The sequence below is a fragment of the Myceligenerans xiligouense genome (genome assembly GCF_003814695.1).
In the GTDB taxonomy this organism is placed as follows: Bacteria; Actinomycetota; Actinomycetes; order Actinomycetales; family Cellulomonadaceae; genus Myceligenerans; species Myceligenerans xiligouense.
The window spans coordinates 3,986,111-3,998,743 of sequence record NZ_RKQZ01000001.1; the positions used below are offsets into that span (position 1 = coordinate 3,986,111).

The following is a 12,633-nucleotide window of genomic DNA, read 5'->3' on the forward strand; positions in this document are numbered from 1 at the left end:
GCGGTCGCCGAGGGGACGGTCTCACCCGGCGGGCGACGGGCTGCCGTTCACGGCGTCGCGCGACGGCGGGACGTCCGGGCGGGTCGCCGTGACGTCGCGCGGGATCATCGTGAACCCCTGCCAGTGGGACTCCATCGGACTCTGGTCCTCGTCCCGCGGCACGTGGTGGAACCCGACCGCCACCCACGCCACGACGTCGTCCAGCTCCTGGCGGTCCGACACGTAGTCGGGCACGCCGCGGCCGCAGTGACCGTCCCGGTTCGCGGTCGCGAACAGCTCGCAGTCCGTCGCCTCGGTGAACGCGATGTCGTAGCCGCCGTGCTCGTGACCGTCGTCGCGCGTGAACGTGAACGACGACGACGCGCCCAGGTCGATCTCGTAGCTGACCGGGTGTCCGTCGTCGTTGAGGCGGCCGGGTTTCACCACGCGCCACCAGCGGCGGTTCTGCATCGTGCGCGTGTCCTCGCGGCCGATCGTCGTGAGGCTGCCGGCCACCACACGGGACTTCGGGCCCATCTCGTCCGTGTCCGCGGCGTCGTACTGCTCGACCCGCTGCCCACCTCGCCCACCGAGCGCCCAGTGCGCCTTCCACACCACGTTGTGCGAGTGGCTGGCCGCGTGGTCGTGATCGCCCTCACCGACCGCCCAGCCGTGCGCGTCGTCCGTGTAGTCGGCGGGCGACAGGTCGCCGGTGGCGCCCAGCTCCGGGGTGATCGACCCGTCCGCGCCGAACGTGTACTGCGTGACGTACTCGTACCAGCCCACCTTCGACACGGTGGACAGCCGCAGGTCCGTCCGGCGTTCCACCAACGGCTCGGACCCGGACGCCTCGTCCGCCGCGTGATAGGCGATCCCGCCGTCCACCGTCTCGCGGCAGAGCACCTCGCGCGTGTCGACACCGCTCACGCTGCCGTCGCCGAACGTGGGCACGTCGGCCGTGACGCGCTCACCGCCGCACGACGCCTCGGTGAGCGTCAGCATCGACCGCCCGCCGAACCCCTGGGACGTGATGTCCTCGGTGTTCCGCAGGCCGGTGTCGTACGGCACCTCGAGCTGCCCGATCGTGAGCGACGCGAGCACCCGCAGCTGCCGGTGCCCCGCCGGGGCGAAGGTCACGTCCTCCAGCACCAGCCCGGTGTTGTGGTCGACCCGCCAGCACATCGTCCAGGACGAGCCGCTGCTGAGGGTCTGCGTGATGGGCGCGTTCTCCGCGCAGTCGGGTTCCTCCACCGCCGACGACGACACCGACGCGCCCCGCGGCGCCCGCTCACCCCCCGTGGTGGGCCCCGCGGAGACCACCAGCAGGATGGCCACCACCGCGGCGACGGCGAGCAGACAGACCACCATCACCGCCACCACCCCCCGCTGACCCAGCACCGACCGCCGTCGTGCACCACTCTGGTCCGGCACCCTGCTACCCCCTGAAAATCGCTGGTGAGACCCCCTGCCCATCGATCTTCGGGCACGGACCGGCCCGGCGCGACTCGCGTCACGCCGGGCCGGTCCCGGTCTGCGCGGTGGCCGTCCGGGCCGCTGAGCGCCGAGCGATCAGCGGTCCGGACGGTTCGTCATCAGCGGCTCATCACCTGCCGCCGACGGATCAGCACCGCACCCGCCGCGAGCAGCAGGAACGACATCGCCGCGAGCATCGACGCGTCCGCACCGGTCGCGGCGAGGTGGCCCCCGCCGTCACCGTTGCCGGACGCGCCGCTGCCGTTGCCGTAACCGTGTCCGTGACCGTGACCGTGGCCCTTGCCGTGCCCCTTGCCGTGCCCGTTCTCGCCGTCACCGGAGCCGTTGCCGTCCCCGTTGTCGTCGTACACGACGACGTCGAAGCCGGCGACGGCGTGGTCACCGTGGACGGTGCTGGTCGCGATGCCCACGTGCGGACCGGGGGTGAAGTCGGCCGGAACCATGAAGGTCCAGCTGACGACGCCGTCCTCGTCCGCCGCCGTGCCCTGGAGGGCCACCGGGGACGAGTGGATGAGGCCGACGACGACCTCACCCGGCTCGAAGCCCGAGGCGTAGAACGTCTGGCTGTCACCCGGCTCGACCGTCTCGTGCTCGAACCACGCGTCCAGCGCACGGGCGACGCCCTCCGGACCACAGACCGCGATCGGCACCGAGGCACCGTCGCCGCCGTCCTCCGGCGTGGCGATGATCTCGTGCAGACCCGGGTCCGAGCCCTCCGGCACCGTGATGGTCACCTGGAAACCACACTGCTCGTTCACCGTGACCATGACCGGGTCGCCCAAGGGCTCACCGTCCGGACCGTGGAGCTGCACCTCGACCTCGGCGCCGGCCTCGAAGCCCATCCCGGTGACGAGCACGTCGTCACCGACCGTCACGACCTCGGTCGTGGCGAACAGGGCCGGGTTGTCGCAGGCGTGGCCGCCCCCGTGGTGACCGTCGTGCACCATCAGCGGGGCCTCCGCCGGGGTGTCCGTGGTGTCGTCGATGCCGATCACCAGGTGGTCGCCGAGCTCGGCGTCCTCGGGAACCAGGAGCGGCATCGTGAACATGCCGTCCTCGTCCGTCGGAACGTCCTCGATCGGGTCGCCCACGGGGTTGTCGTCGGCGTCCACGAGCTGCACGGTCGCGCTGCTGTCCGGCGTGTAGCCCTCGCCGGTCAGCTCGGTGGCCTCGCCCGGAGCGACCATCGACGGATCCGCCGTCAGCGTCGGGTCGATGTCCCCCGGTCCGCCACCGTCGCCGTCGGTCACCGTCAGCGGGGCCTCCGCCGGAGTACCCGTGGTGTCGTCGGTGCCGATCACCGCGCCGTCACCCGGCTCGGCGTCCTCCGGAACGCACAGGTCCACGGTGAACGCACCCGTGTCGTCCGTCTCGGCCTCGATCGACTCACCGACGGGGTTACCGTCGACGTCGACGAGCTGCACCGTGACCGTGGAGTCGGGCGTGTAGCCCTCACCCGAGACCACCGTGCACTCACCCGGAGCAACCTCCGACGGGTCGACCGACAGCGTCGGATCGATACCGTCCACCGGCGTCACCGTCAGCGGAGTCTCGGCCGGCGTACCGGTCTCGTCGTCCGTGCCGATGACGGTGTACTCGCCCGGCTCGGTCTCGTCCATGATCACGGCGGGAAGCACGAAGCTGCCCGTCTCGTCCGTGGTGGCGGTCACCGGGTCACCGACGGGGTTGCCGTCGGGGTCGACGAGCTGGACCGACACCGTGCTGTCGGGCGTGTAGCCGTCGCCGATGATGTCCGTGGTGTCGCCCGGAGCGACGGTGTCCGGGTCGGCGACGATCGTCGGATCGATCTCGTCGGCCGGGTTGACCACCAGCGGGGTCTCGGCCGACTCGTCGGTCTCGTCATCCGTGCCGATCACCGTGTGGTCACCCGGCTCGGCGTCCTCCGGAACGCACAGGTCCACGGTGAACGCCCCCGTGTCGTCCGTCTCGGCCTCGATCGACTCACCGACCGGGTTGCCATCGACGTCGGTCAGCTGCACCGTGACCGTCGAGTTCGGCGTGTAGCCCTCACCCGACACCACCGTGCACTCACCCGGCACCACCTCGGTCGGGTCGACCGAGATCGACGGACCGCCGTCCCCGTCGGTCACCGCCAGCGCGGCCTCCGCCGGGGTACCCGTCGTGTCGTCGGTGCCGACAACCGTGAAGTCGCCCGGCTCGGCGTCCTCGGGAACGGTGAGCGGCGTCGTGAACATGCCGTCCGCGTCCGTCGGAACATCCTCGATCGGGTCACCCACGGAGTTGCCGTCAGCGTCCACGAGCTGGACCGTCACGGTGCTGTCAGGCGTGTAGCCCTCACCCGTCACGTCCGTGCTCTCCCCCGGAGCCACCTCCGACGGATCCACCGACAACGCCGGATCGATCTCGTCGGCCGGCGTGACCGTCAGCGGAGTCTCCGCCGGGGTACCGGTGGTGTCGTCCGTGCCGACGACGGTGAAGTCACCTGGCTCGGCGTCCTCCGGAACGCACAGGTCCACGGTGAACGCGCCCGCCGCGTCCGTCGGAGCGGTGATCAGGTCCCCCACGAAGTTCCCGTCGGCGTCGGTCAGCTGCACCGTGACCGTCGAGTTCGGCGTGTAGCCCTCACCCGACACCACGGTGCACTCACCCGGAGCGACCTCGGTCGGGTCGACCGAGATCGTCGGCTCGATCGCGGACGGCGTCACCGCCAGCGGAGTCTCCGCCGGGGTGCCGGTGGTGTCGTCGGTGCCGATCACCGTGTGCTCACCCGGCGCGGTGTCGTCCGGAGCACACAGGTCGGCCGTGAACGCACCAGTGTCGTCCGTCTCGGCCTCGATCGACTCACCGATGGGGTTGCCGTCGGCGTCGGTCAGCTGCACCGTCACCGTCGAGTCAGGCGTGTAGCCCTCACCCGACACCACGGTGCACTCACCCGGAGCGACCTCGGTCGGGTCGACCGAGATCGTCGGCTCGATGGCGGCGGTCCCGCACGCGTCGATCCGGACACCGGAGTTGCCCAGGCCGATGCTGCCGAGGTCGCCCTGCACCAGGCCGAGCCAGAGGGCGGAGACCTCGAGCGACGCGAGCGCTTCGTCGCCCGTGCCGGTCGTGCAGGTCGCCGTCTCCTGGTGGTTGATCTGCAAGGAGATGAACTGCGTGATCACGTCGAACACCGGCGACAGCGCGGTGCCGACGGTCTCCGTGACCAGGCCCGTCTTGATGTCCGTGATCAACAACTCGAACACCTGGGCGCCCTCGTCGCTGATGAGGAAGTCGTAGACGGTCGCGAAGACCGGCGACAAGAGGGCGCCGCCGGTGTTGATCGTCGTGGCCAGCGTCGTGCAGAGCAGCGTCGCGGTCACACCGGAGCAGTTCTGCTCGACCGGCGCGAGGTTCCCGCTGGCCGCGTCGGCCAGGTTGACCGTCCACGACACGTCGACGACGTCGCCGGGGAGCGGGCCTTCCTGGTACCACTCGCAGCTGATCGTGACGGCGTCCAGCGACTCCTCGACGGCGGTCGCCATGATCTGGACGGCTTCCTCCATCAGCTCGTGCACGCCCTCGGCGATCTGCGGATACGTCTGATCGTCGATGACCTCGTAGTTCGGCGCGAGACCGTTCATCCCCGCGTCGTCACCGCCGGCCCACGGGTCGTTGCCCTCGACCAGGTGCTCCAGGTGGATCTCCGCCTGGCCCGTGGAGAAGTCGATCGTGACGAGCTGGTTCGCCGACGTGAGCGGCTCACCCACCACGGCGTTGACGATCGTGTCCTGCATGTTGGAGTCGACCGAGCAGTCCGGAGCCGGAAGGCCGGGGATGTCCAGCGCGGCCACCAGGTCCGTCACGCTGAAGACCTCGTCGACCAGGTCCTCGACCGCGGTGTCCACCTGACCACCCAGATCGTAGATCTGTGCGGCGGCGTCCTCGATCACCGGCGAGTGCATCAGCAGGGACGCGTCGCCCAGGACGTACTGCCCGGGGCCGGTCACTCCGCCGTCCGGGTCCAGGAACACGCCGTCCTCGGCGATCACCTCGGAGCCCACCGCACCGAGCTGGAGGTCGAGCTGGTCGACAGCCAGGTCGGTGATCCCGCTCGCGCCGGTGGCGTCCGCGAGCGCCAGGAGGTCGAGCGTCGTCGTCCCCCAGTCGCCCTCCGCCGTCCCGTCGATCGTCACGCCACCGTCGGGGCCGATCACCCCGGTGGCGGCCCGGCCGTCGACCGGCGAGCCGGCCTCGCTCGTGCTGGCGAGTGCCCCGAGCTGGCCGAGGTCCATGAACTCGTCCACGGGCAGCGAGACGTCCCCGAGCTGCAGCAGCTGGGATCCGAGCACGTCGACGTCCAGGTTCTCGGTGTTGGGGCCCGGGTCGGTGTCCCAGCCCGCCACCGACGTGGCGCCGCCCAGCAGCTCCTGCTCCATCAGCTCGGACATCAGCACGCTGGCCCCCGCCTCGGCGGGGTCGTCAGGATAGGTGTCGAGCGCCGCCTGTGCGGGAACGCTCAAGCCGGCGACGCACAGCGCGGCACCGGCACCGATCGCGACCGGACGTTGCCATGTGGCACGACCTCGCAATCGGCGTCGTCGTGAAGGCAAAGGTGTTCGCCTCAAAGGAACTCACTCCTCACAGGTTTCGCCGTCTGGGCGGCGGCGGAATGACGACGGGACCCGAAAAACTCACACGAGTCCCGCGTTCAGCGAACACAAGATCCGGGGGATATGCATGCCCTGTCATCAGATATGCCCCAGCGCACGCTCAGGCAATATGGCGCACACGGGCCCTAAGGGGGACGCTATAAGGAAATATTCGGATCTTTCCCCGCCATTGCGAAAGGATCGAAACGGCGCCCGCAGGAACAGCACCCGGGACAGGATGCGTCGCAGGCCCGGGCCGCTCCGTCGGGGCAGCCCGGGCCATGTACGTCGGCGCGTCCACGACGCGGCGGGCACTACACCTCAGCGGCCGCCCACCGGGGCGGGCATTCCTCCGCCAGGCGGATGAGGTCCCGGCGGTCGCGGATCCCCAGGCGGTGGTACACCTGCCGCAGGCGGTTCACCACGGTCCGCTCCGAGACGAACACCGACTCCGCGATCTTCGAGTTCGTGGCCCCCTTCAGCGCGAGGCGCACCATGGTGCGCTCGTCCCGGCGCAGTCCTTCCCACCGGTTGCTGGCCACCGCACCACCCGATGCCGTCTGCGCCGTGTCGATCCCCCGCGTCCACCCGGCGAGCCCGGCCAGCTGCGCGAGGGTCCGGGCACGGTCGAACGCCGCCACCGCCACACCGGCGTCCCCGCGCGCCGCGCGGAAGCGGCCGTACGCGACGAGCGTCCGCACATGCTGGCGGATCGATGCCGGGGGCGTCGAGGCACGGACCGCGTCCTCGAAGGCGACCAGGGCACGGTCGCCCTCCGCGAGCAGAGCCGCACCGCGGGTGGTGGCGGCTCGCAGGTCCGCGGACAGGACGCCGCACTCGGAGGCGCCGGCGCCTCCGGCGGCGGGAATCGCCTGGAGGTCGCCCGCGGACACCGCGGCGTCCACCAGGTCCGCCCGGACCATGACCGGGCACTGGTACGGCCATCGGCACTGCTCGGTGGACACGGCCAGCAGCGACACGGCCTCGCGCGCACGTCCCAGGAGCAGGTGCGCGGCCCCGACGTCGGCGGCGAACTCCGCCGCCGCGCGCGGTGACCAGTTCCCGAGGACGTCGGGCACACCCACGTCCGGGACCCGGCCGTCGATGGCGGCGTCGGCGAGAGCCGTCAGCCCGCGCAGCACCAGCCACCCGTCGCATCCGGGACGCAACCGGCGCACCGCGTCGAGATGTCGGCGCACGTCGTGGAACTGTCCCTCGACCGCCGCGACCATGGCCGCGCTGAGGCTTCGCGCGACCTGCTCGGCGGCATCCCGGGCGTCGTCGTCCACGTGTGCCGCCACGAGCGCGCGGGCGCCGGACACGTCACCGAGCATGAGCCGCATCCGTGTCTGCAGGTGCAGGCCCAGCCAGTGCTGGCCGGACGTCTCACCGACCGTGTCCAGATCGGCGTGAAGCTGATCCGGGTCGTGCACGGCGCCCTCCGCCTCGACCGCGAGGGCCGCGGCCGTCAGGCGCGCCGCCGCCGCGCGGACCGGCTCGTCGGGCCCGGCGGATGCCCGCCACCACACGTGATCGGACCACTCCCGGCACCCGACGGCGGCCGCCGAGCCCGCGCGCGGGATGCCCCACGTCTGCCCGGTCAGTACCGACATGGTGAACGCCAGGGCGCGGTTCTTCGGGCAGTCCACGGACAGCGGGCCGGCTCGCAGTACCGGGTTGAGCTCCTGCATGTGCAGGCCGCGCAGCATCGCCTCGCTCTTGCGTTCCGCCGTCGGCACCGGGATGCCGGCCCCGTTCCGCTCGGCGCAGAGCACCGCGACCAACGGATGGCGGAGGAACCACGTCTCGCCGCGCAGTTCGGCGAGTCCGAGGTCGGCGAGGCGGCCGAGCGACGGGTCGTCCCCGAGTCCCGCCACTCCGTCCCACGGCTCCTCACCGAGGCTCGATCCGGGCTGGCGCAGCACGAACGAGGCGAGGAGGCCCGCACCGGACTCGTCGATCTTCCCGAGGACATGGCGGTAGGTCCGCGCGGCGGCGGAACCCGCGGCGTCGGGGCCGTGCCAGAGCGCCCCGCCGCGCAACTGCGCCACGGACAGGTCCTGGGCCAGTTCCAGGGCGAGCCGGGGGTTTCCCTCGCTCCACCAGGTGATCCGCTCGACCACGTCCGCCGCGAGCGCGAGGCCGAGCGCGTCGGTGAGGAAGTGCCGCAGCTCCGGTGCGCCGAGCGGACCGAGGCGGAGGACGTCGAGCTCGTCCGGCAGGGCACCGGGCGCGAGCTCCTCGGCGGCGACGACGAGCCGGCAGTCCAGTGCGAACGCCTCGTCGGCCAGGTGCTGCAGCCACGAGAGCCGCTCCTCGGTCAGCGCTCCGGCGTCGTCGACGAACACGACGCGCGGGATCGTCCCGCCGAGGTTCTCGAGGACGCTCTCGAAGAAGCCCGTCGCGGCGTTCCGGTCGGCGCCGGACGGTACGACCGTGAGGTCGGAACGGTCCGTGTCGCCGAGGAATCGTGCGTGCGGGCGCCGGGACCAGATTCTCTGCACGCGGAGCACCGGGACGTCGGGGCCCAGGCCGCGGAGCGCGTGCATGACCGTCGCGGTCTTTCCGGAACCGCTCGGACCGACCACCATCAAGGTCCGAGGATCGATCTCCGAGGCAACCCCGGCGATGGTCCGCATTTCCCGGTCTCGCCCGTGAAGCGCGTATTCGCGCACATTCTCCGTGGTCATTCCGACGGCCTGTCGAGGCTCACCATCGAGCACTCGAGGCGATACTGTCCGTGTCCTCACGCGCACCCACCCCCTTTTGTGGCAGCGGTTACTTTTCGTGGGGGTGCGATGCGAGTGTATGACGAAATGACGATCTTGCTTGGTTGATGCAAGTGGTGCAGGTGGGATTAATGCGCGCTTGCCGGAATTGTGCTTGGCCTTCGCGGACGACGCCGAGGTCTCTCACCCGCCCGGCACGAGCGTGACGTGAACCGAGACGGGCAGCCGGCGCGACGCCTCGGGAAGCCACCCGCACCACGTCCTGCTCAGTTCCAGCGGCGACCGCGGCCCCGCGACGAGACGGTGGCGTACGACGAGCCGTTTCGCGGCGCCCACGTCGTTCAGCGTCACGGAGACGGTCAGTCCGGCGATCCACACCGGAGCGGCGCCCTCGCCTCCAGGCGCCGCCTGGAACACGTCCCGCTGGATGCGCAGGGCCAGGCTGTCCAGGCGCGCGAAGCTGTCGATGACCTCGTGGAACCGGGACTCCGCATCGATACTCATGCACCACAGACGCGGGAGCGCCTGAGATGTCACACCACTTTCGACAAGTTCCTGAGACGAGTCCCGGCGGCGGCCCGGCCGGCGGTTCCGGCCGCGTGCCTCAGGCGGCCAGGACGTCCGCGATCACGCGCGGCACGGCATCCGCCACGTCCGTCGCCGACACCGGGCCGCCGCCGCTGGCCAGGGCCGCCGCCCGGCCGTGGAGCACGACCGCGGCCGCGGCGACACGGCTCGTCAGCGTAGGATCGGCGAGGACGTCGTCCGCCCGCGAGGCGAGCAGGGTGCCGAGCAGGCCGGCCAGGACGTCACCCGCACCGGCCGTGGCGAGCCACGCGGGCGCGTCGGCCTGCGTGAAGGTCGCACCCGAACCGACGATCACCGTGACGGACCCCTTCAGCAGCACCGTCGCCCCGGTCGCGCGCTGCGCCGCGCGCGCCCACCGCACGGGCTCGGCCTCGACGTCGGCGCGGTCGACCTCGTGCCCGAGCCCGCGCATCAGCTCCGCCAGTTCCCGGGCGTGCGGGGTGAGCACCGCGATCTCCGGGAGCCGGTGCTCCAGCATCGCCATCGCGCCCGCGTCGATGACGGCGGGCACGACACCGCCGGTCACCTCCGCGTCGAGCACCCCGGTCACGGCCGCCAGCGCACCGTAGACCCGGCGGTCCTGGCCGGCGTCCGACCCGTCGGACGGAATGCCCGGGCCCAGCACCCAGGACTGGACCCGCCCGCCCGCCGTGACCACCTCGGGATGGCGCGTCAGGATCCGGTCGGTCACGGTCGTCGGCCCGAGCGCCCGCACCATGCCGGCACCGGCGCGCACCGCTCCCGCGGTCACGAGGACCCCCGCACCGGGGTACTTCTCGGTCCCGGCCACGACGCCCACCACGCCCCGCGTGTACTTGTGGTCGCGCACGCCAGGAACGCGCAGCACCGCGGCGACGTCGGAGCCCTCCAGGCGCAGCGTGCCCGGGACGTGCGGTCCCTGCGCCGTTCCGAGGCCGACGTCGGCCACCTGCACGACACCGGCGAGGTGGGCGGCCGGCGGGAGGATCAAGCCCGGCTTCCGGGCGCCGAAGGTCACGGTACGGTCGGCCGGGAGCACCGGACCGGGCACCGAACCGTCGTCGACCCCGATGCCGCTGGGCACGTCGACGGCAACCACCCACGGCCATGGGGTTCCGGCGGTCTCGGCGGCCGACCGCGACTCCACGAGCGCCCGGACGATCCCGCCGGACGGAGGCCGGAGCGCGCCGCGGGACCCGATCCCGACGAGCCCGTCCAGCACGACGTCCGCCGCCTCGACGTGCTCGACGACGACGGGGACGCGCAGCTCGGACCGGGCGATCACGTCGGCGCCGGCGGCCTCGAGTGCCGCGAGGCCCTCGCCGTGCACCACGCCGGCCACGAGGAACGCGGTGACGTGCATGCCGGACCGCGCCAGGTGGGCACCGGCGAAGAGGGTGTCGCCACCGTTGTTCCCGGCGCCGACCAGCAGCACCGCCCGCGCGCCGTGCGCGGCGTTCCCGACGGCGCCCGGGCGGCGGGGAGGCCGGACGCGGCCGGGCCCCGGCACGCCGTCGGACCCGAGGAAGCCCGCGAACCGGGGCCGCGGGGCACCGCCGCCGGACCGCCGTCGCGCGACGTCCGCGAGCGCCGCCCGGGCGATGGCCCGCGCGGCACGGTCCATGAGGGGTACTCCCGCGTCGAGCAGCGGCTTCTCCGCCGCGCGAATCTCGTCTGCCGTCCATGCCTCGATCACGAGCCCTATGATGCCCGCTTATTGTCACGGTTCGGTAAGCCGACGCGATCCGGATCCGGCGGATCGACGATCCGCGGCCCCGGAGACGGTCCGTGGACAAGGGACGACACCTGCCCGCGCGACCTCCTAGGCTCAGGGGCATGCGATTCGGACTCTTCATTCCGCAGGGCTGGCGGCTCGACCTCGTGGACATCGCTCCCGAGGACCACTGGTCGACGATGTTGTCACTGCTGCACCGCGCCGAGAACCAGGCAGCGGGCGAGGCCGTCCCCGGTGGCGGCTTCGCCTGGGAGTCGGCCTGGGTGTACGACCACTTCCACACCGTGCCGGATCCGACACACGAGGCGACGCACGAGGCCTGGACGCTGATGGCGGCGTTCGCGGCGGCGTCGCAGCGGGTACGGCTCGGGCAGATGTGCACGTGCATGGCCTACCGGGAGCCCACCTACCTCGCGAAGGTGGCCTCGACGGCCGACGCGATCTCCGGCGGACGTATCGAGATGGGCATCGGCGCCGGCTGGTACGAGCACGAGTGGCGCGCCTACGGCTACGGCTTCCCGACCGCGGGCGAGCGGCTGCGCGCCCTGGACGAGGGCGTGCAGATCATGGCGAACATGTGGCGCACCGGTACGTCGGGCCGGTTCGACGGCAGGCACTACCAGGTCGACGGCGCCCGCTGCTACCCGCAGCCGCTGCAGCAGCTCCCGGTGGGCGACGGCGGCGCCGACGTGCCGAGCATCCCGCTGTGGATCGCGGGTGGCGGCGAGAAGAAGACGCTGCGCATCGCCGCGCAGCACGCGCAGTACACGAACTTCGCGGGTGACCCGGAGGGCTTCGCGCACAAGTCGTCGGTGCTCCAGGGGCACTGCGACGCCCTGGGTCGCGACTTCGGGGAGATCACGCGGTCGGCCAACTACAACGTCGTGATCGGCGCCACCGAGAAGGAGGTCGCCGACCGGCTCGCCTGGATCGAGGAGCACCTGCGCCGGTGGGCGCCGGAGCGCGCCGATGACGAGACCGGGGTGTGGCGCGAGGCCTATCTGACCGGCACGCCGGAGCAGATCGTCGAGAAGCTGCGGGCGGTCGAGAAGCTCGGCATGACCTACGCCATCACGTACTTCCTGGAGGCCGCGTACGACCAGTCCGGCATCGAGCTGTTCGAGAAGCAGGTCATCCCGGAGTTGCAGTGATCATCGGGGTGGGGATCGACGTCGTCGACGTGGACCGGTTCATGGCCGCGCTGGAGCGCACGCCCCGGCTCCGGGAGAAGCTGTTCACACCGGCCGAACGGGATCTGCCGCCGTCCTCGCTGGCGGCGCGGTTCGCCGCGAAGGAGGCCATCGCGAAGGCGCTCGGCGCCCCGGACGGCCTGCGCTGGCACGACGCGACCGTGCATCGCGTGGTCGGCGGGCCGCCCGAGGTCGAGCTCATCGGGACGGTCGCCGCGCGTGCGGCGGAGCTGGGCGTGCGGCACTGGCACCTGTCCATCTCGCACGACGCGGGCATCTCGTCGGCGATGGTGGTCGCCGAGGGGTGACGTCCCGCGGCCCCGGCG

7 protein-coding genes are annotated in these 12,633 nt (G+C 71.9%); 2 read left to right on the forward strand and 5 right to left on the reverse strand.

Annotated features, from left to right (window positions below; all coding sequences use genetic code 11):
• Window positions 1–21: 21 nt before the first annotated feature.
• The 5 genes from EDD34_RS17455 to EDD34_RS17475 all read right to left on the reverse strand — a co-directional run bounded on the left by EDD34_RS17455 (window position 22) and on the right by EDD34_RS17475 (window position 11,078).
• Window positions 22–1,347: a copper amine oxidase gene (locus tag EDD34_RS17455; RefSeq protein ID WP_123815698.1), complete on the reverse strand. Its 1,326-nt coding sequence runs from the start codon at window positions 1,345–1,347 to the stop codon at window positions 22–24.
• 224 nt (window positions 1,348–1,571) lie between these two features.
• Window positions 1,572–5,957 carry a choice-of-anchor G family protein gene (locus tag EDD34_RS17460; RefSeq protein ID WP_123815699.1) on the reverse strand — a complete coding sequence of 1,462 codons (4,386 nt, stop codon included), beginning with the start codon at window positions 5,955–5,957 and terminating at the stop codon, window positions 1,572–1,574.
• Between the two features lie 443 nt (window positions 5,958–6,400).
• Complete coding sequence (locus EDD34_RS17465) at window positions 6,401–8,677, reverse strand: LuxR C-terminal-related transcriptional regulator (protein ID WP_246012702.1); 2,277 nt, start codon at window positions 8,675–8,677, stop codon at window positions 6,401–6,403.
• Window positions 8,678–8,998: 321 nt separating this feature from the next.
• Window positions 8,999–9,319, reverse strand: coding sequence for a hypothetical protein (locus tag EDD34_RS17470; RefSeq protein ID WP_123815701.1), 321 nt, complete (start codon window positions 9,317–9,319; stop codon window positions 8,999–9,001).
• A 100-nt stretch (window positions 9,320–9,419) separates the two neighbouring features.
• Window positions 9,420–11,078 carry a bifunctional ADP-dependent NAD(P)H-hydrate dehydratase/NAD(P)H-hydrate epimerase gene (locus tag EDD34_RS17475; RefSeq protein ID WP_123815702.1) on the reverse strand — a complete coding sequence of 553 codons (1,659 nt, stop codon included), beginning with the start codon at window positions 11,076–11,078 and terminating at the stop codon, window positions 9,420–9,422.
• 140 nt (window positions 11,079–11,218) lie between these two features.
• On the opposite strand from EDD34_RS17475, the gene EDD34_RS17480 reads away from it, so the two are divergent.
• Together EDD34_RS17480 and EDD34_RS17485 are read left to right on the forward strand one after the other, a co-directional pair.
• Window positions 11,219–12,268 (forward strand): LLM class F420-dependent oxidoreductase, encoded by a 1,050-nt coding sequence (locus EDD34_RS17480; protein ID WP_123815703.1) that lies wholly within the window; start codon window positions 11,219–11,221, stop codon window positions 12,266–12,268.
• Window positions 12,265–12,615 (forward strand): holo-ACP synthase, encoded by a 351-nt coding sequence (locus EDD34_RS17485; protein ID WP_123815704.1) that lies wholly within the window; start codon window positions 12,265–12,267, stop codon window positions 12,613–12,615. The genes EDD34_RS17480 and EDD34_RS17485 overlap by 4 nt, the downstream gene beginning before the upstream one ends.
• Window positions 12,616–12,633: the final 18 nt, after the last annotated feature.

Excerpts from the sequence above, each read along its gene's own strand:
- EDD34_RS17455 (WP_123815698.1), bottom strand. The coding sequence starts at position 1,347 with ATGGTGGTCTGTCTGCTCGCCGTCGCCGCGGTGGTGGCCATCCTGCTG.
- EDD34_RS17465 (WP_246012702.1), bottom strand. The coding sequence starts at position 8,677 with ATGGTGGTCGGTCCGAGCGGTTCCGGAAAGACCGCGACGGTCATGCAC.
- EDD34_RS17470 (WP_123815701.1), bottom strand. The coding sequence starts at position 9,319 with ATGAGTATCGATGCGGAGTCCCGGTTCCACGAGGTCATCGACAGCTTC.
- EDD34_RS17480 (WP_123815703.1), top strand. The coding sequence starts at position 11,219 with ATGCGATTCGGACTCTTCATTCCGCAGGGCTGGCGGCTCGACCTCGTG.